Source organism: Gemmatimonadota bacterium (assembly GCA_026702745.1).
Lineage (GTDB): Bacteria > JAAXHH01 > JAAXHH01 > JAAXHH01 > JAAXHH01 > JAAXHH01.
The window spans coordinates 65,356-83,858 of record JAPPBT010000058.1 but is presented as its reverse complement, the minus strand read 5'-3'; the positions used below and the strand labels follow the sequence as shown (position 1 = coordinate 83,858).

Annotated in this window: 13 protein-coding genes; 4 read left to right on the top strand and 9 right to left on the bottom strand. The window is 63.9% G+C overall.

Going from position 1 to position 18,503, the window contains the following annotated elements; all coding sequences use genetic code 11:
- Nucleotides 1–9: 9 nt before the first annotated feature.
- On the bottom strand, nucleotides 10–783 hold the full coding sequence (locus OXH56_09135) for a chlorite dismutase family protein (GenBank protein MCY3555470.1): 774 nt from the start codon (nucleotides 781–783) through the stop codon (nucleotides 10–12).
- Between the two features lie 130 nt (nucleotides 784–913).
- Here OXH56_09135 and OXH56_09130 point away from each other — a divergent pair, with 130 nt between their 5' ends.
- Nucleotides 914–2,071 carry a ferrochelatase gene (locus OXH56_09130; GenBank protein ID MCY3555469.1) on the top strand — a complete coding sequence of 386 codons (1,158 nt, stop codon included), beginning with the start codon at nucleotides 914–916 and terminating at the stop codon, nucleotides 2,069–2,071.
- Between the two features lie 25 nt (nucleotides 2,072–2,096).
- Here OXH56_09130 and OXH56_09125 read toward each other — a convergent pair whose 3' ends face one another.
- From OXH56_09125 to OXH56_09115, 3 genes are all read right to left on the bottom strand, one after another.
- A complete protein-coding gene (locus tag OXH56_09125) occupies nucleotides 2,097–3,152 on the bottom strand; it encodes an isochorismatase (GenBank protein MCY3555468.1) in 1,056 nt (351 codons plus the stop codon).
- Nucleotides 3,142–5,193 carry an NAD(+) synthase gene (locus OXH56_09120; GenBank protein MCY3555467.1) on the bottom strand — a complete coding sequence of 684 codons (2,052 nt, stop codon included), beginning with the start codon at nucleotides 5,191–5,193 and terminating at the stop codon, nucleotides 3,142–3,144. Before OXH56_09120 ends, OXH56_09125 begins: the two co-directional genes overlap by 11 nt.
- Nucleotides 5,194–5,388: 195 nt before the next feature.
- Entirely contained in the window at nucleotides 5,389–6,273 is an 885-nt protein-coding gene (locus OXH56_09115) for a carbon-nitrogen hydrolase family protein (GenBank protein ID MCY3555466.1), read from the bottom strand.
- A 187-nt stretch (nucleotides 6,274–6,460) separates the two neighbouring features.
- Between OXH56_09115 and queC the strand changes: the two genes are divergently transcribed.
- A complete protein-coding gene (gene queC, locus OXH56_09110; GenBank protein ID MCY3555465.1) occupies nucleotides 6,461–7,147 on the top strand; it encodes a 7-cyano-7-deazaguanine synthase QueC in 687 nt (228 codons plus the stop codon).
- 4 nt (nucleotides 7,148–7,151) lie between these two features.
- On the opposite strand, the gene hrpA is transcribed toward queC, so the two are convergent.
- From hrpA to OXH56_09095, 3 genes are all read right to left on the bottom strand, one after another.
- A complete protein-coding gene (gene hrpA / locus OXH56_09105; GenBank protein MCY3555464.1) occupies nucleotides 7,152–11,249 on the bottom strand; it encodes an ATP-dependent RNA helicase HrpA in 4,098 nt (1,365 codons plus the stop codon).
- Between the two features lie 134 nt (nucleotides 11,250–11,383).
- Entirely contained in the window at nucleotides 11,384–12,583 is a 1,200-nt protein-coding gene (locus OXH56_09100) for a NupC/NupG family nucleoside CNT transporter (protein ID MCY3555463.1), read from the bottom strand.
- A 3-nt stretch (nucleotides 12,584–12,586) separates the two neighbouring features.
- On the bottom strand, nucleotides 12,587–14,167 hold the full coding sequence (locus tag OXH56_09095) for a glycosyltransferase family 2 protein (protein MCY3555462.1): 1,581 nt from the start codon (nucleotides 14,165–14,167) through the stop codon (nucleotides 12,587–12,589).
- A 2-nt stretch (nucleotides 14,168–14,169) separates the two neighbouring features.
- Here OXH56_09095 and OXH56_09090 point away from each other — a divergent pair, with 2 nt between their 5' ends.
- Nucleotides 14,170–15,594 (top strand): hypothetical protein, encoded by a 1,425-nt coding sequence (locus OXH56_09090; protein ID MCY3555461.1) that lies wholly within the window; start codon nucleotides 14,170–14,172, stop codon nucleotides 15,592–15,594.
- A gap of 354 nt (nucleotides 15,595–15,948) precedes the next feature.
- The gene (locus OXH56_09085; protein MCY3555460.1) at nucleotides 15,949–16,716 is read left to right on the top strand and encodes a glucose 1-dehydrogenase; all 768 of its coding nucleotides are present in this window, start codon (nucleotides 15,949–15,951) and stop codon (nucleotides 16,714–16,716) included.
- 92 nt (nucleotides 16,717–16,808) lie between these two features.
- Here the strand turns inward: OXH56_09085 and mltG are convergent, their stop codons facing one another.
- Nucleotides 16,809–17,804, bottom strand: a complete 996-nt coding sequence (mltG, locus tag OXH56_09080) for an endolytic transglycosylase MltG (GenBank protein ID MCY3555459.1) — start codon at nucleotides 17,802–17,804, stop codon at nucleotides 16,809–16,811.
- Nucleotides 17,801–18,400 carry a Holliday junction resolvase RuvX gene (gene ruvX / locus OXH56_09075; GenBank protein MCY3555458.1) on the bottom strand — a complete coding sequence of 200 codons (600 nt, stop codon included), beginning with the start codon at nucleotides 18,398–18,400 and terminating at the stop codon, nucleotides 17,801–17,803. Before ruvX ends, mltG begins: the two co-directional genes overlap by 4 nt.
- Nucleotides 18,401–18,503 lie beyond the last annotated feature (103 nt).

Here is an 18,503-nt window from a genome sequence, read left to right as displayed (position 1 = left end):
ACCGGGAATTTACGGGTCGCTCGACCAGGTCTTCTTGCCGACGAAGAACGGTCCTAGCGAATCGATGTACAACGCGGTCTGCTGGGTCTTTCGCATGTCCTGCACGACCCGGGACAGGGGGTAGAGTTCCTTGCCGATCAGCCCGATGACGAAGTCGTTGTCGGCCTCGTCCAGCCCGTAACAGGCCAGGCGGATATCGTGGGCGAAGTCGGCCCGGCCGTAGGCCCGTCCGATATGGGCGTGCTCCATCAGGATCTGGCGCTGTTCCTTGTGTTCCAGTCGCGCGAAAGCGCCGTTGCGCCGCAACGGGTACCAGATGGCCCAGGGCCAGTCGGGGTTGAGCACGGTGTTGCGCGGCCGGTGAATGAGCGATTCCATCAGATCCGGCTCGAATCCCATGGAGTAGGTCCTGCCGAGCATCGTCATGGACCCGCGCCGGTCCAGGACATCGAAAGGCCGTTCCGTCAGCAGGTTCCGTACATCGGATACGAAGGTGTCGGGATCTTCGGCGAGAAACAGCACGCCGATGCCCACGGGATCGTTGACGTCGAGGTACACCGCGGCGTCCAGGCCGGAATTCCCGAGCCTGGACGCGATATCGTCTGCCATGGTCCGGGTCTGCCGAGTCCGGCCAGGCTGATCAGGCTGACCGCAGGATTCGGTGCCGGACAGGGTGAACACATTGAGCTGCATGTACAGCCGTGTTTCAGCCGTCTGGGGTTGCCCGTCGACGGGCGCTCCGTGTTCTAGAATGTCGGGGATTTTTCCGGTATCTTCGCTCACTGCGCTTCCCTGTTGCCTATTCTGAGATACCACGCCAAATTCCGATGGTCCAGCCGTGCGTAAATTAGGGTCGAACCGGTAGCATGGCAAGGAAATACAGAGTCGGCACACCCTGCGGAGAGGAAGGCTTTTGAACTACGACGCACTGCTCCTGGTTTCCTTCGGAGGCCCCGAAGGCGCAGACGAAGTCATCCCCTTCCTCGAGCGCGTGCTCAAGGGCCGGCGCGTCCCCCGGGAACGGATGATGGAGGTCGCGGAACACTACCATCATTTCGACGGGGTGAGCCCGATCAACGGCCAGAACCGCGCCTTGATCTCCGCCCTGGAAGCGGCGTTGGAAACCCGCGACCTCTCCCTGCCGGTCTACTGGGGAAACCGAAACTGGCATCCCCTGCTTCCGGATACGGTCGGGCGCATGGCCGCGGACGGGATTAAGCGGGCGCTGGCCTTTGTCACGTCTCCGTACAGCTCCTGGTCGAACTGCAGGCAGTACCTGGAAAACATCGAGGCGGCCCGGCGCGACGCGGGGCCCGACGCACCGGTGATCGAGAAGATCAGGCCCTTTTTCAATCACCCGGGATTCATCGAAACGATGACGGCGCGCGTTCGCGCTGCTTTGGATCGCCTGCCGGGGGAACGCCGTCCGCAGGCGCACCTCGTGTACACCGCCCACAGCATACCCCTGGCCATGGCCGGCGGCTGTGCCTATGAAGCGCAACTCCGCGAAGCGTCACGGCTCATCAGCGAGCGCGTCAGCGCGTCCTCCTGGGCGCTGACCTTTCAGAGCCGCAGCGGGCCGCCCGCCCAGCCCTGGCTGGAACCCGACGTCTGCGACTATATCCGGTCGTTCCACGAAGCAGGCGCGGCCCGAACGGCCCGGGCAGACCAGGTGGACAAGGTGGACTCGTCGAACAAGGTGGACTCGTCGGACAAGGTGGACTCGGCGGACAAGGTGGACTCGGCGGATCAGGCGGACCAGGCGGGCTGCGATATCGTGGTGATCCCCGTGGGTTTCATCTCGGATCACATGGAGGTGGCCTACGACCTGGACGTGGAAACGCGGGCTTTATGCGATGAACTCGGGGTGTGCATGGTCCGGGCGGAGACGGCGGGGACCCATCCCCGCTTCGTGGACATGATCGTGGACCTCGTCGAAGAACGGTTGTCCCCGGCGGCGACCGGACCGGCCGGGACGACCAGGATGGCCGGGACGCCCCGGCCGGCCGAAGGCGTCCTGGGTCCCTGGCCGGATCGATGTCCGGCGGAATGCTGTCCTTCCGGCAGGTAGAGAAGCGGTCGCGTGCCGGGCGTCCTCAGTCCGGAATCCCCCAACGGTCCATGGGCACGGTGGAACGCACCCGGTGCATGCCCGCGTCGGCGAAACGGCCGAAGGCCTCCTCCGCCTCTTCGGTGAAATCGATCACACCGGGCACGACGACCGGCGAGGTACAGTCCTCCAGCAGGCAGACGCGCGCGGTCATGGACGGCTTGTGCGCGGCGAACTCCGACTTTAGATCCTCCACCGTCCACGCCACGCAGTGGCTCTTGGCCTGCCCGGCCACGATGACGGCGTCAAAGGTCATCAGGTGGTCGACCAGCGGCGTGTTCTTCACGCCCAGCGGCGTGTTCTTCACGCCCAGCGGGCGGCCTTCGGCGTCTTCCGTCACTTCAGGGCGCAACGCCGAGTAGTTTTCCGTGAGAGCATGGTTCCCCTTGATCTCGAAACGCGTCTGCCGCACCCGGGCGATGCTGTGAAAGAAGACCGCCTCCTCTACAGCGGACACCAGGGCGTGGCCGATACCCCCGAGCATGGCGTGGTAAGGCCAGATCATGAGGGGATACTTGCCGTCCCGCGTGAGGCGCCGGACGTAATGCAATGCGTAGGCGGAGAGATCGATCCGGTTGCTGAATCCGGCCTCCACGGCCGGGTTGACGCGCCAGGTTCCCGCTTCCACGTCGTCCGGTGTGATGACGGTCTCGCCGCCGGTGGGGTGTTCGCCGTCCCGGTCTACCCAGAACACCGGATGGAAGACCTGGTGGGCCGTGTGGGTGTCCATCGTCGGGATGATTTCCGAGATGGAATGTAGATTGCGGTAGATAAAGGCGCAGAGCCGCGCGTTGTCTTCCACTGCGCCCCGGCCGCTCCGGCCTGCTACGAAGAGTTCGAACTCGGGAAGACAGAAGGTGTTTTGGCAGTCCACCAGGAGCAGCGCGGTGCGCCATTCATCTAAGGCCGAGGATCGGATGCCGTGTTCCGCCGCCCACGCGCGGGCATCGGCCGCCCGTTCTCCGTAGGGAACGCGCCAGCAGGTCTCGACGGACTCGGGCCGGTAGTGGGGCGGCACTTCGCCGGGTGGTCTATAGCGCATCGGGGATGCGTTCCAGGTCCGCCAGCCAGGCTGCCGGCGAAGCATCTGACGGCATCCGCCAGTCGCCGCGCGGGGAGATGCAGGTCATGCCGACCTTGGGCCCTTCGGGCAGGCAGTTCCGTTTGAACTGGTTCTGGAAAAACCGGACGATGAAGACGCGGAGCCAGGCCTTGATCTCGGGGAGTCCGTACTTTCCCTCGAAGGCGTGGAGCGCCATCCGGGCGATCCGCGAAGGCGAAAAGCCGAATCGCAGGAAGTAGTAGATGAAGAAGTCGTGCAGCTCGTACGGACCGATCTCTTCTTCGGTTTTCTGTGCGATTTCGCGATCACTCGGGGGCAGCAGTTCCGGCGAAATGGGCGTGTCGAGGATGTCCAGCAGTACCTCGCGGACCTCCGGTTCCTCCTCGAAGACCACGTCGGCCGTCCACTTGATCAGGTAGGAAATGAGGGTCTTGGGTATCCCGGCGTTGACCCCGTAGTGGCTGGCGTGATCCCCGAACATGGTGCACCATCCCAGCGCCAGTTCCGAGAGGTCTCCCGTGCCGAGCACGATGCCTCTGACCTGGGCGGCCGTGGCGAGCTCCTCCAGCTTCCGCGTCCATGCCTGGGTGTTCTCGTAGACGAGGTCTTTCTTGTCTTCCGAATGCTCGATGTCCGCGAAGAACTTTCGCACCGCGGGTTTGATGTCGATCTCCCGGAACGTAGCGCCGACGGCCCGGATCAGGGCGCAGGCGTTCGTGTAGGTCCGCTCCGTGGTGCCCAGTCCCGGCATGGTCAGGGCCACGATGCGGGACCTGGGCAGACCGAGCAGGTCCATGGTGTGCACCGCCACGTTCAGGGCGTGGGTCGAATCCTGGCCGCCGGAGACCGCAATGACAACGCGCCGGTTATCTTCGGGCAGCGATCTGAGCTTGGTCGCCAGCCCCGTGGCCTGGATCATGAAGACCTCGCGGCAACGCTGGCTGCGTTCCGCCGGATTCTGCGGTACGAAGGGATGGGCCGGGATGTCACGATGGAAGGCTTGATGCGTCGCTTCACAACCCCTTCCGGCGGCATCGGCATCCTCATCCCCGGCCTGTCCGGGTCGGAAGCCCGGCAATGAGACGGACCGCCAGGATGACTTGTAGTCCATGGCGTTCTGCCGGAACGAGCCCTGGACGCCGCGCTCCAGCACCAGCGCCTCTGCGTCCACGTCCGCCGTGATGCAGGCCCCGTCCAGTTGAAAGCGTTCCGTTTTCGCCAGCATGTAGCCACGCTCGGCGATGAACCCGTGGCCGTCCCATACCACGTCCATGGTCGATTCCCCGAAGCCCGCCGCGGCGTACAGGTGTACGGCTTCGTTGCGTCCCGAGGAGGCCAGGATGAGGTCCGCGCGGTACTGCGCCTTGCCGATGACGATGTTCGAAGCGGAGAGATTTGCGAGTATGGTCGCCCCCGCCAGCGCCGCACGGCTGGCCGGCGGGACCGGTACCCAGTCGTCTTCACAGATCGTCGGGTAGATCACCACCCGGGGATCATCCGTACGCAGGAGCACGTCCGGTCCGAAGGGCGCGTCCCGGCCGCAGAGGGATACGGTCTCCGTCTGCGCTTCGGCTGCCCGGGCGAAGTACCGCGTCTCGTAGAATTCGCGATACTGGGGAAGATAGGTCTTGGGCGTTACCGTCAGGATCTTGCCGCGTGTGCAGGTCACCGCGACGTTGAAGACCGCGTGGTCCAGCCGCAGCGGCATGCCGAAACTGAAGGCCAGGTCGAAATCCTCCGTGCCGTCGAGCAACGCTTCCAGGCCCTCCAGGGCGCCTTCCAGCAGTGCCTGGGAGTGGAAGAGATCTGCGCAGGTATAGCCGGTGAGACTCAGTTCGGGGAAGAGGACGTAGGAAGCCCCTTGTTTTCCGGCCGATTCGATCTGTTCGAGGTGATGGGCCACGTTCTCCGCGGGATCGCCCACCCGTATGCGGGGTACGGCAATGGCCAGGCGGACGAAGCCGTGACTGCGGATGTCGAGGAACTGGTCGGGTGTGAACTTGGAGTCCATAATCACCATATCTCGCAACGAATCCGTGCGAAACGGGTCGATCCGGCATTCCGGCCGGCGGACCGAACCACACGCCGGTGGCCCATACCAAACGCCGGCGAACCGAACCGCACGCCGGCCGTCTGACAATCACGAAAAAGATAAGGGAACAGCGATTGGACAGGCAAGACGCATTTTAAGGCGCACCAATGGGTTCTGAGGCCGTCAGTCCTTGTCGATCAGCCGGCCCTTCGCGTCATGGCCGACCTCAACGGTGTCCCGGCCCTGCCTGCTTCTGCGCATACGGTCCCGGTACCGCAGGGGCATTTCGCGGCTGCGCCAGGCGAGGAATCCCCGTTCATGACGGTCCCGGTTCCGAAGCGACGGCGGCGCCGGAACGGCGATGGTCCCATGGGTAATAACGGTCTGCTTGCGGGACAGGACGACGATTTCACCTTTGCTCACGATCAGTGTGACGCCGACGTTGGCTTCGACGATGGGCACGCCGTTCTCCCGGGCCCGGGAGAGCACCGCAAGGTCCTGGGCGCGGGCCGTCGATCCGAAGGAGGGAATGAGCAGGTACCGGGCACCATCGAGCACCGGAATGCGGGCAATATCCGGGTTCCACCGATCATTGCAGATGACCATGCCGGCCCGGCCGAAGGGGGTGTCGAAGGCGCGGCTCCGCTTGCCGAGGCAGTTGAACCACCACGACCGGTGATGGCCCTCTGCCAGCTGCATCTTGTGGTACTTGCCCCGCAGCCGTCCCCGGTGGTCCAGGAATACCGCGCAGTTGTATACCTCGCCCCCGATCCGCTCGGCGAGACCGAAGGCGAGGCACATATCCAGCGATTTCGCGAGTTCCCGGAACCGCCCGATGACCGGGCTGCGCATAGTGAGCGAGACGCGGTTCATTTCCTCCGGTGAGATATCGCCGTCGATGATCTCGTTGACCACGTAGCCTTCCAGCACGCCCTCCGGCGCGACCGCGAGTTCGGCCCCACCGGCCGCGGCCTCGCGAAACATCCCCTCCAGCCGGGCCGCGTTTCCCTGCAGGTCCAGCTTGACCGGTTTGAACGAGATCGCCGCAACACGCACGTCTCTGAACATGTTTTGCCTCCGGATTACAGGCTAGAAGCATTGCGGTTTTGCGACTAACTCAATATATTGCGCCCGATCGCATCTATGCAACGGTGGTATAATCTTCCCGCGTTCTATACATGGGACGAGGGTGCATTCCGATCACCGGATCCATCATCGCCAGTCTGCTCTATACTTCCTGATGGATGGGACCGCCATGAAGGCTGCCGTCGTCCTGCTCAGCGGCGGGGTCGATTCGGCGACCACGCTCGCCATCGCCCGGCACGAAGGATTCGCGTGCCACGCAATCACCTTCGATTACGGCCAGCGCCACCGTTTCGAGCTCGAAGCGGCCAGGCGCGTCGCCGAGTCCATGGGGGTGGGGCGTCACGTGACCATACCCTTCGACCTGCGGGCTATCGGCGGGTCTGCGCTGACGGATGACATCCCTGTGCCCAGGGATCAGGATCCGGAGACCATGGCCGGGCAGATCCCGTCCACCTACGTCTCGGCCCGCAACACCATCTTTCTGTCCTTCGCGCTGGGCTGGGCCGAGGTGCTCGGTGCCTTCGACCTGTACATCGGCGCCAACGCCATCGATTACAGCGGCTATCCCGATTGCCGGCCCGAATATATCGCGGCCTACGAGCACCTGGCCAACCTGGCCACGCGCGCTGGGGTGAGCGGCGAAGGCCGGTTCAATATCCATGCGCCGCTCATCGAATTGTCCAAGGCCGATATCCTGCGTACCGGAGTCCGGCTCGGGGTGGACTACGCCCTCACGACCAGCTGTTACGACCCGGCGAAAGACGGGGCGGCATGCGGCCGATGCGACGCCTGCATCCTCCGGCGGAACGGATTCGAAGAAGCCGGTTTCAAGGATCCGACGCGATACGTCTCTTGAAGCCTCATGAAGCGCCCGGGTCGCGGAAGCCCGCTTCGATCCTACCCATTAATTCCTCCAGTCTCTTCGGCGAGACGGTCCGTGCGGTCCCGAGTTCCTGGGCGAACACCGACACGCGGAATTCCTCAAGCAACCACCTGAATTCATCCAGCCTGGTGGTATCCACGTTGTCCCGGGCTCCGAGTGAATTGAGTGCTTCGACGAAGGGCTTGACCCGCTCCGCCTTCTTCAGGTCCTTCGATCGGTCTTCCCGGGCCCGGCGGGAACGTATTTCCACCGCCTTGAGGTATCGGCCCAGGTTGGGCAATTCGACGGCGGGTGTTTTCCGCAGGAAATCGGGTGGAAACAACCGGTCGAGGTCGTCTTTCATGCCGGGGTAAGCGCCGGCCGTTCCGAGGTCTTTCCCGACAAACCCTTCCAGTGCCTCCATCTGTTGCCGAAACCAGCGGGGGAGCTGCTTTAACAGCGCCCGCGCGGTCTCCACGTCTTCTTCGAAGCGCTGGGCTGTCAGCGGATACAGCGGTTCCCGGGTGAACAGGGCGGCCAGGAGGTGGTCGTAAGCGGAATCCTGCAGCGCTTCGGACCCGCCGGCATGGTCCGCCAGGGCATGTAGGTCTTGCAGAAACGCCAGGTCCCGGCGCAGCCAGGCCATTTCATCGCCCATCCGGCGTTCGAGAAGGCGTACCAGTCCCCCTCGGCTTTCCCGCAGCGCTTCGTGACGGTCCCGGAACAGGCGCAGGTCCACCAGGTCGTCATCGGCCTGTAGTCCGGGATAGGCGTATTGCGGCACGGTTCCCGATAAACCGATTTCGACCCTTTCCGGCAGGTCTCCGATCGACCAGTCCCGCAGGTCAAACTGCTCCCAGCTTTCCGCCGCCTTCCGCCATCCTTCCGATTCGACGGCGGCGACGCGGTCCGTGACTTCGGCTTGCAGGCGGTCCGGATCGCGGGTGGAAAGAACGGTGCTCCCGTCCTCCGCAGTCACGAGGACGCGCATGCTCAGATGATCGGGAACGGAACCGGGCGACCAGTCCGTCGAGTCGATTTCGATCCCGTGCCGCCTGGTGATGTATGCCGCAAGCGCATCGGTCAGGGAGGAAGCGGAAGGATCCAGGCTCTCCACAATCGTCCGGGCCGTTTCCGGAATGGGCACGAGCTGCTTGCGTTTCCTTCCGGGAAGCCCCCGGAGGAGGGCTTCGATCTTCTCGCATAGTAGGCCGGGCACGAGCCATTCCAGCGTATCGGTATCCAGCAGATGGACGCGGTCTGCCGGCAGCGTAAGGGTGACCCCATCCTCTTCACGGCCCGGGCGGCAGGCATACTGCAGGGGAAGCAGATCGCCTTCCAGGTTGAAATGTTCCGGGAAGCCCTCTGGTCGGCCTGGCCGGTCCGGACTGCCTGGCCCTCCTGGTCCGCCCGGTCCATCCTGGCCTCCCGCCCCACCCTCTTCTTCCGCGGTTCCCGTGAGATCCCCGATTTCCATGTGCAGGAAGGAAGTGTCCTCCTCGCCGGCAGTCTTCATCAGCCGGTTGAGATCGTGCACCGAAGATACCCCGGAGATCCGTTCTTCGTAGAAACGGAAGGCGGCCTCGTCGAGATCGACGCGGTAGGCGTTACGGTGTTGCAGCAGCCAGGTTTCGGCATCCCGCCGTATCTTGCGGTTATGCTCCAGGAAGTCATGCCGGGCTCGCAGATCTTCGCCGTCCGGGCCGACCGGGCTGACCGGGCTGACCGGGCCGACCAGGCCGCTCTGGCCGTCCAGGCCGCTCTGGCCGTCCAGGCCGACTAGTGCCTCGCGGATAAAAATACGCGTCGCGTCATCGGGATCGATCTTCTTGTAGTCGACAGTACGGCGGGCGACCATCAGGCCGTACAGGTGCAGCGTTTCCGTGGCCGTCACCCGCCCGGTGGACCGGTCCCACCCCGGATTGGAGCAGGAAGCGCGGCACAGGTGGCGGCCCAGTTCGGCGGCCCAAACGGATTGTATCCGGGCCACCGTGCGCGCATAAAGCCGGTTGGTCTCGACCATCTCCGCGGCTACGATCCAGGTTGCGGCGCCGGTCGTGTTCCGTGGTCCATCCGCACCATCCCTCCCGGTTTCCGCGTCCCCCCGACCGGCAGGTCGTTTCTCCGAGTGTCGGTCGACCGATTTCCGTCGAAAGAGACCGGAACCGGGGAAGATCATGGCGGTGCGGTTCCGGGCCCCGGTATATAGGTTGCCTTCCCGGAATTCCGCAACCTGGCTGAGCAGTCCGCTGAGGATCGACCGGTGGATCGCGTCGTAGTGTGCTTTTCCGGTACGTCCCGCCCTTCCTCGGAAACCGCCGGATTCCCGGAGCGCGCGGCGAAGTTGCACGTAGATATCGCGCCACTCGCGCATGCGGTTGTAGGACAGGTAGTGTTGCCGGCAGAATTTGCGCATGGCGCCCTGGGTCTGCAGATGCTCGAAAGTGCGGTGAAAGGCCTCCCAGATATTGAGCAGGGTCAGGAAGTCCGAGGTCCGGTTCCTGAATTTGCGGTGTTCGGCGTCCGCCTGTTCCTGCTGGTCGAGCGGCCTCACGCGGGGGTCCTGTATGCTGATGGCCGACGCGATCACGAGAACCTCCTGCAAGGCACCCTCCTGCCGGGCCTGCAGCAGCATGCGCGATACCGTGGGCGATACCGGCAATCTAGCCATCTCCCTGCCCCGGCCGGTCAACCGCCGATTCCGGTCGATGGCCCCCAGTTCGACGAGCAGCCCGAACCCGTCCCTGACCGCCTGGGGCGTGGGTGGGTCGAGAAAGGGGAAGGCGTGGACGTCGCCCAGTTTCAGCGCCAGCATGCGCAGGATGACTTCGGCGAGATTGGCGCGTTGCAACTCGGGCGTGGTGAACTCCGGCCGGCCCGCCAGGTCGGCCTCGCTGTAGAGCCGAAAACAGACCCCTCCCATTACGCGACCGCACCGTCCGGCCCGCTGCTGGGCGCTGCTTTTCGCAATGGGTTCGATGGGCAGTCGCTGGGTGCGGGTCCGCGCGGCGTACCGGCTGATCCGCGCGAGGCCGGTATCTACGACGTACTTGATGCGCGGAATGGTCAGCGAGGTCTCGGCGACGTTCGTGGCCACGACGATGCGCCGGTTGTTCCCCGGCCGAAACACCCGCTGCTGGTCTGCGTTGGTCAGCCGACCGAAGAGCGGAAGCACGTCGGTATGGCGGTAGGACCGGCCTTCGAGTCGCCTGCGGGTCTCGTGGATATCTTTCTCCGTGGGGAGGAACACCAGGATGTCGCCCCGGCCGGGTTCTTCCATGATCCTGTCTACCGCGTCCACCGCGCCGTCGACATAGGTATATACTTCGGCTTCGCCCCGGGTATCCTCGAGGGGCAGATATCGGATCTCCACCGGATGCAGCCGTCCAGATACTTCGACGACCGGCGCCTGGCCGAAGGCGTTCGAGAAAGCGGCGGCATCGATTGTCGCCGAGGTGACCACGATCTTGAGGTCCTTCCTGCGCCGGGTCAGCAGTCGCAGGTAACCGAGCAGAAAGTCGATGTTCAGGCTGCGTTCATGGGCCTCGTCGATGATGATCGTGTCGTATTCAAGCAGGTCCGGATCGTGCTGTATCTCGGCGAGCAGCATGCCGTCGGTCATCATCTTGATACGGGTCTCGGCCACGGTCTCGTCCGTGAACCTGATCTTGCACCCGACTTCCCGTCCCCAGGTCGCGCCGAGCTCCTCGGCGATGCGGCGCGAGACCGACAGGGCGGCGACGCGCCGGGGCTGCGTGCACGCGATGCGGCCGTATATACCCCGGCCGGCTTCGAGACAGATCCGGGGCAGCTGCGTCGTCTTGCCCGATCCGGTCTCTCCCGTCACAATAACCACCGGGTGGCCACGCAGGGTTTCGAGGATTTCATCTTTTCGAGTTGAAATGGGCAACTGGGGGTCGATGTCGACGGAGGGGGCCGACCGAAGGCGTGCCTCCACAAGCCTTGCCGAGGCGTCCGCCTGCTCCTTCAGCCTGCGAAGCCGGCCGTGGTTCCCACTCCCACTGCGCGCACCGCCGCCACTCCCGCTGCGGTCGCCGCTCCTACTGCGGTCGCCGCTCTCGTTCTCGCTGCGCACACCACTCCCTCTCCCGCCGCGTGCACCGCGCGACCTTTTCAGCCCACGCTGAATGTCCCGCCGGTCCTTGAGCGTGCAGCGGGGGAGCAGTTCCCGGATCTCGGCCGCCAGCCTATGGTCCCTGGAGGCGTCCACTACATCAGGAGGCCCGCCACGGTGGCGGTCATGTTGGCGGCCAGTGCGCCGCCGATCATGGACCGGATACCGAACCGGGCGATGTCCTTGCGCCGTTCCGGCACCAGTCCGCCGATCCCCCCGATCATGATCGCGATGGTCCCGAAGTTGGCGAAGCTGCACAGCGCGTAGGTGGCGATGGCGAACGACCGTTCCGACAGTTGCGACTGCATGGCGCTGAGGTCCTGGTAGGCGAGGAATTCATTCAGGATGGTCTTCTTGCCGATCAACATGCCCACGGCCTGGGCGTCTTCCCACGCCACGCCCATGAACAGGGCCAGCGGCGCACAGAGCCATCCGAGCATCCGTTCGAGAGACAGCGGCTCACCGCCCACGTAGGGGGCGAGGCCCACCGCCCAGTTGAACAGGCTCACGAAGGCAATGGCTATGATGAGCATGGCCGCCACGTTCAGCGCCAGTCTCAACCCGTCCGACGCGCCGCTGCAGGCCGCATCGATGAAGTTGACCCCCGGTTTCGGAACGTCTACGGTCACGACGCCCATGGTGCGGGAGGTTTCGGTCTCGGGGATCATGATCTTGGCGACGACCAGCGCCGCGGGCGCTGACATGAGCGAGGCGGCCAGGAGATGGCCGGCGTCGGCGCCCAGGGCGACGTAGGCGGCCAGCACGGAACCCGCCACGGTCGCCATGCCGGAGGTCATCACGGCCATGATCTCGGACCGGGTCATGGTCTTCAGGTAGGGCAGAACGACGAGGGGCGCGGTGGACGCCCCGAGATAGACGTTTGCCGCCGCGGCCATGGACTCCGATCCGGAAGCGCCCATGACGCGCACCATGACACGGGCCATCTGCCGGACGACCCACTGGATGCAGCCCAGGTAGAACAGGATCGAAGTAATGGAGGATACGAAGATGATCATCGGGAGCACGGAAAAACCAAACAGCGCGGTTTCCACCAGGTCGCCGAATACGAACCGCGCGCCCTCGTTGGAGAAGGCGATCACCTTGTTGACGGCCAGCCGGGCCACGTCGAACACCACCTGGCCCGGGGCAGTGTGCAGCAGCAACAGGGCCAGCAATCCCTGAAGCGCGAGGCCGCTGCCGATAAGCCGCCAGTTCATCCGCCCGCGGTTATCCGAGAGGAGCCATGCAATGGCCAGAAGTACAACAAGGCCGAAGAGGCCGAAGACACGTTCCATGGGCTAACCTTGGCTGGCGGTTCCCGGCCAAAGGGAGGCCAGGCCGACATACAGGTAACCGGCGAAGAACAGGCACAGGAAGGGAATGGAAGCGTAAATGCCGTTGATGGCCGTATAGTAGATCAGCAGGCCGAAATGCACGGCGAACAACAGTTCCAGCGCGGGAAGCAAGTTCCGGTTCCCCCGGTAGCGCAGATCGCGCCACCGGGGTGCCTGGCCGGGTTGATTCGCCTGGCTGGGCTGATTCGCCCGGTCCGCCCGGTCCGCCCGGTCCGACCGGTCCGCCCGGTCCGCCTGGTCCGTCTGGTCCGCCTGGTCCGCCTTTCCGAGGATGCCGTATTTGGGCGTCCGCTGGAATCCCGATTTGAGGTTCAGCAGTGCCTCCAGGACGGCCCGCGTGTTGTTGAGGCAGATGCCGATGCCGATGGACATGAGTACCGGAAGATAGAAGGGGGACCACTTCCACCGGGGACGGTTAATTTCATACTGCGCGAACAGGTAGAAAAGCGATACGGAAACCGTGGCCGCGCACAGAAAAGGCAGGTCGATCCAGAAGGAATTGATCCAACCGGCCTGCACCCGGATCACGATGGACGGGAAGATCAGGACCGACAGCAGCAGCATCAGCAGGTAGGCCATATTGTTCGTCAGGTGATAAGTCGCCTCCAGCTTGAAGCGGAAGGGCAGCGCGCTGCGCCATACCGGGGGAAGCATTTTCTTCGCGGTCTGTATGGACCCCTTGGACCACCGGTGCTGCTGGGTCTTGAAGGCGTTCATTTCCACGGGGAGTTCGGAGGGCGTGGTGACTTCCTCCAGGAATACGAAGCGCTGCCCCCGGAGTTGCGCCCGGTAGCTCAGGTCGAGGTCCTCGGTCAGCGTGTCATGCTGCCAGCCGCCGGCCGCCTCGATGCACTCCCGGCGCCAGATTCCCGCTGTACCGTTGAAGTTGAAAAACCGCCCCGACCGGTTCCGCGCGCCGTGTTCCATGACGAAATGGCCGTCCAGCATGATCGCCTGGACACGGGTCAGGATCGAGTAGCCCCGGTTGAGATAGGACCACCGGGTCTGTACCAGGCCCACCCGCTCGTCACGGAACCGGTGCATGGTGTTCCTGAGGAAATCCGGCGGCGGGATGAAGTCGGCGTCGAAAATCGCGATGAACGCGCCGCGCGCCACCTCGAGTCCCGCCTGCAACGCGCCAGCCTTGTATCCGGTGCGCTCCTGCCGGTGAATATAGTGGATATCGATGCCGGCCGCCCGGTGACGTTCGACGCAACGGGCCGCGAGACCGCGGGTTTCGTCGGTCGAATCGTCCAGCACCTGTATCTCCAGCCGGTCGCGGGGATAGTCGATGCGGCAGACTGCGTCGATCAGCCTTTCGACCACGTATTGTTCGTTGTAGAGGGGCAGTTGCACCGTGACCGCGGGGGGCGGATCGCCCAGGGCTTCCGGCTTTACACGCCCGGCCCGGTCCTTATATTTGTAGTACAGATAGACCATCAGGTACCGGTGGACCCCGTAGACCGCGAGCAGGAATAGGACGAGGAAGTAGAGAAGTATGAAAATCAGCGAGAGATAGCTCATACATGTCCGTTTCTGCTTACAGCATCCGGGCCGGATTCGCTGGACGGCTTGCCCCGACCGCCATCCCCGGTCTCCTGCTCGTCGCCGCATGTGTCGTCATAGTGGCCATCGGCGACCTGCGGGCGGGTCTGATCGGGCCAGGCGGACCAGGCGGTCCAGGCGGGCCGTTCGATCCCGACACGTTCCTGCCTGACTTCCTGTCCTCGATGGTGGCCTTGCCGGACGCCCTGCTGCTGTTCTGGATCCCCTTCGCCGCGGCATTCGTCGCCTATACGGTCGCCGTCGTCCACCGGGTCCGGGCCGATGCGGCACCGGACCGGAGTACGTTCTGGTTCATCCTGGCCGCGGCCATCCTCTGCCGGGTCATCCTGCAGTTCAGTCCGCCCACCCTGTCCGACGACATCTACCGGTACCTCTGGGACGCCAGGATGCAGTTCCATGGCGTCAATCCCTACGTGTACGCCCCGGAGAGCGACGAAATCGCCCACCTCCGCGATGAATACCATGGGGGGATCAACAACAAGGACGTCCCCACGGTCTATCCGCCCCTGATGCAGGTGGCTTTCATGGCCGCGGCGTACCTGTGGTACAGTCCCGCTTCGATGAAACTGCTCTTCACCCTGTGCGACGTGGGCGTGATCATCCTCACGATCCTGATGCTTCGTCGCCGGAACCTTCCGCGGGAGCGTGTGCTCATATACGCCTGGAATCCCCTCGTCCTGGTCGAAATTGCGGGCAGCGGCCACAACGACTCGCTGCCGGTCCTCCTCATGCTCGCCGCGTTGCTGGCCGTGGACGGCCTACGTCCGGCCCGGGCGGTTGCCTGGCTTGCCCTTTCCATGCTCGCCAAGTGGTTCACCGTCATGCTTGTACCGTCCTTCTACCGGAAAATACGCGGCATCAGGCCTTTCTGGCTGCTTCCAGTCCTGCTGCTCGCCGGCTACCTGCCTTACCTCGGCGCCGGACCGGACCTGTTCAGCGGCCTCCTGGTCTACGGCGACAAATGGCGGTTCAACGACAGTATTTTCTCGATCTTCTTCTATCTGACGGATTCGCTGAACGCCTCCAAGATCATCGCGGCTTTGCTATTTGCCGCCCTGGCCGCGTACTGCGCGGCCAGGATAACGGATCCGTTCCGTTCGGCCTTCGTGCTACTCGGCGGCTACCTCGTGCTAACGCCCACGGTGCAGCCCTGGTACCTGGTCTGGATCATCCCTTTCCTCTGCCTGTACCCCAATCCGGCTTGGATCCTGCTATCCGGCCTGGCCGCCCTTTCTTACCATGTCGTGATTGGTTTCGTCCTCACGGGGACCTGGGAAGAGGAAACGTGGGTCCGTTTTGTGCAGTACGTCCCCTTCTACGGCCTGTTGATCGCGCGATTCCTGAGGGACGGATCGTGGCGGAACGTGCTGAAACCGGCTTCCTGAATCACACGAAAACTACGGGAGAAACCTGCCGGCGCACCCTTGCCGGCGTACCATGCCGGCGCACCGGCGTAAAGTAACCGGCGCAGGCGCCGGATGCAAGGGCTAAGGCGCCATGCGGCGCCGCGGCAACAGCCGAAATCGATTGACGAAATCCGGTCCCGAATGTACACTGCTCCGCCGTAGTCAGCCAGTTGACCGCGTGGCTTCCATGGTTCCCGGGCCACGCGTATCCCATGCATGTCCGAGCATGTCCCGGACAGGGCCCGGCATAACCAAACCTGACCAAGCCTGACCAAGCCTGACCAAGCTTGACCAAGCTTGACCAAGCATGACCAAGCATGACCGGAGGATTCAATGTCCGATACATCCCTGTTTTCCCTGGAAGGCAAAACCATGATCGTCACCGGTGCGAGCAAGGGCATTGGCAAGGCCGTCGCGTTGGGGGCCGCCCGCGCGGGCGCCGACCTGGCCATTGGAAGCCGAACCCGGGCCGACCTTGAGCTGGTGGCTTCCGAGATTCGGTCGATGGGCCGCGATTGCGCCGTTCATACGGTGGACGTGGGCAAGGTGGACTCGATCCGAGCATTCGTGGACCAGGTGCTCGCCGACGCGGGAGACATCGACATCCTGGTCAACAACGCCGGGTGCAACCGGATCATGCCGGTGCTCGAAGTCACCGAGGAAGTATACGACGAGATCATCGACGTGAACCTGAAGAGCGTCTTTTTCCTCAGTCAGGCCCTCGCCGCGCACATGATCGAACGGGGCCGCGGCGGACGCATCATCAACGTATCCTCCCAGGTGGGCGTCGTCGGCGGTCCGCTTCGGGCGGCCTATACGGCGGCCAAGGGCGGCGTGTGCACGCTGACCAAGTCCATGGCCGCCGAATGGGCGGAGCACGGCATCACCGTGAACGCCGTGGCGCCGACCATGACGCGAACCCCCATGGTGGAGAAGGCGATGGAGAACCCGGGGTTCAGGGCCAATATCAAGAAGATCCTGCTAGGTCGGCTGGCCGAGCCGGACGAGATCGCCAGTTCGATCATCTACCTCGCGTCCGACGCGAGCGCCATGGTGACCGGCCATACCTTGGTCGTGGATGGCGGATACACGGCCGTTTGACGGCTGCCAGCGATCCAACACAAACATCACCAGGGTCAGTTCCGTTCATCGAGATTGATTCTACTCGTCGAGATTGAATTTACTCGTCGGGATCAATTGCGTTGCCGTCTGACCTGGGCCCGTGCCCGGTTGTGCTCGCGGTTGGTCACGGAGAAGATGTGCCTGCCGTCCCCGCGGGCTACGAAGAAGAGATAGGGCACGTCCTGCGGATAGAGCGCGGCGTGTATGGACGCCTCGCCGGGGCTGCAGATCGGTCCCGGAGGAAGCCCGGCGTGCAGGTACGTGTTATAGGGCGACGGGTGGGAGAGGTGCTTCTCGTAGAGTCTCATGTTCGGACTGCCGATCCCGTACTGGACCGTAGGGTCGGCCTCCAGTCGCATGCCCCTCTGCAGCCTGTTGTGAAAAACCCCCGATATGACGTCCCTTTCGTCGTCGACCACCGCTTCCTGTTCGATGATGGAAGCCAGGGTGACGATCTCGTGTAAACTGTACTCCAGTTCTTCCGCCCGCTTACGGTATTCCTCGGAGATGGTTTGCAGATGTCGCGACGTCATCTGCTTGAGGATGTCATCGACCGTCATGTCCGGGTACATGTTATAGGTCGCCGGGTACAGGTATCCTTCCAGGGTGGGCGCTTCGATCCCCAGCGATCGCACTTTCTCCGGATCGGCGGCCCGTTGTACGAACGCGGTGGAATCGATGCCGATCCTCGTCCGCAGGACCCGGGCCGTTTCCGGGATGGTCAGGCCCTCCGGTACGTTGACGCGATTGACCACGATCCTGCCCTCGACGAGCATGCTCAGGATCTGACCGGCATCCATGTAGGTCTCGATTTCGTAACGTCCCGCGTTTATGCCGTGCCCCACTTCCCTGTAACGCGCCAGCAGTTCGAACAGGATCGCGTGACGTACCACGCCCCGGTCCTCCAGTTCCCCGGCGACATCGGACAGGGTCATGCCGGGTTCGACGGTGTACTGGATGACGGTGTCGCGCTCGATCGCCAGGTTGGAGAACTGGTAAGCCACGACCAGCGCGGCCGTTCCGGCCAGCACGACGAGGACGATGGCAGCGGCAAGTAGCTTTTTCATGGGCGTGAATCCGGTTCCTTTATCGACCCCCGGCGGAAATCCAGGTAGTTCTGCAGCAGCAACGTGGCGGCGATCCGGTCCAGGCTGCCTTTGTTTCCCCGGGCCGTGCTGCCCATTTCATGCATGGCCCGACGGGCCGAAACGCTGGTCAACCGCTCGTCCCACGTACGTACCTCGCAGGCCACCCTCTTTCGAAGTAGGTCCGCCAGCGCCTCGACCTTCCCGGCCATTTCGCCCGCGGTCCCGTCCATGTGGACCGGCAGTCCCAGGATGATCTCCCGTACCTGATGTTCTTCGACGATGTCCACAATGGATGCGAGGGTTTCGTCCGTGCCGGCCGTATGGATCGTCTCCAGCCCCTGGGCGATCAGACCGGCCGGATCACTCAGGGAGAGCCCGATGCGTCTTTCACCGTAATCCACGGCGAGAACTCGTCCCGCCGGAGGTTGGACCGTTCCGGTTTCCGCGGGTGTGCCGGCATCAGCAGGAACGACGGTATCAGCAGGAACGACGGCATCAGCGGGATCATCGGCCAGGCCATCAGCGGCCAGGCTGTCACCGGCAAGGCCATGACCGGTCATGTCATCACCGGCCATGCCATCGGCGCCATGCGCGGGGAGGCCAGTCCGCCGTCCGCGCTTCGACTTCTGCCGTCGCGGCGCTGTGGTGCTGTGGGGTCTGTTTTTTCTGGGCATGTCG

Bases quoted from the DNA above. Each gene is read 5' to 3' on its own strand.
- OXH56_09125 (MCY3555468.1), bottom strand. From the start codon at position 3,152: ATGCGCTATAGACCACCCGGCGAAGTGCCGCCCCACTACCGGCCCGAG.
- ruvX (MCY3555458.1), bottom strand. From the start codon at position 18,400: ATGGCCGGTGATGACATGACCGGTCATGGCCTTGCCGGTGACAGCCTG.
- OXH56_09100 (MCY3555463.1), bottom strand. From the start codon at position 12,583: ATGGAACGTGTCTTCGGCCTCTTCGGCCTTGTTGTACTTCTGGCCATT.
- mltG (MCY3555459.1), bottom strand. From the start codon at position 17,804: ATGAAAAAGCTACTTGCCGCTGCCATCGTCCTCGTCGTGCTGGCCGGA.
- OXH56_09090 (MCY3555461.1), top strand. From the start codon at position 14,170: ATGTCCGTTTCTGCTTACAGCATCCGGGCCGGATTCGCTGGACGGCTT.
- OXH56_09085 (MCY3555460.1), top strand. From the start codon at position 15,949: ATGTCCGATACATCCCTGTTTTCCCTGGAAGGCAAAACCATGATCGTC.
- OXH56_09115 (MCY3555466.1), bottom strand. From the start codon at position 6,273: ATGTTCAGAGACGTGCGTGTTGCGGCGATCTCGTTCAAACCGGTCAAG.
- OXH56_09095 (MCY3555462.1), bottom strand. From the start codon at position 14,167: ATGAGCTATCTCTCGCTGATTTTCATACTTCTCTACTTCCTCGTCCTA.
- queC (MCY3555465.1), top strand. From the start codon at position 6,461: ATGAAGGCTGCCGTCGTCCTGCTCAGCGGCGGGGTCGATTCGGCGACC.
- OXH56_09120 (MCY3555467.1), bottom strand. From the start codon at position 5,193: ATGGTGATTATGGACTCCAAGTTCACACCCGACCAGTTCCTCGACATC.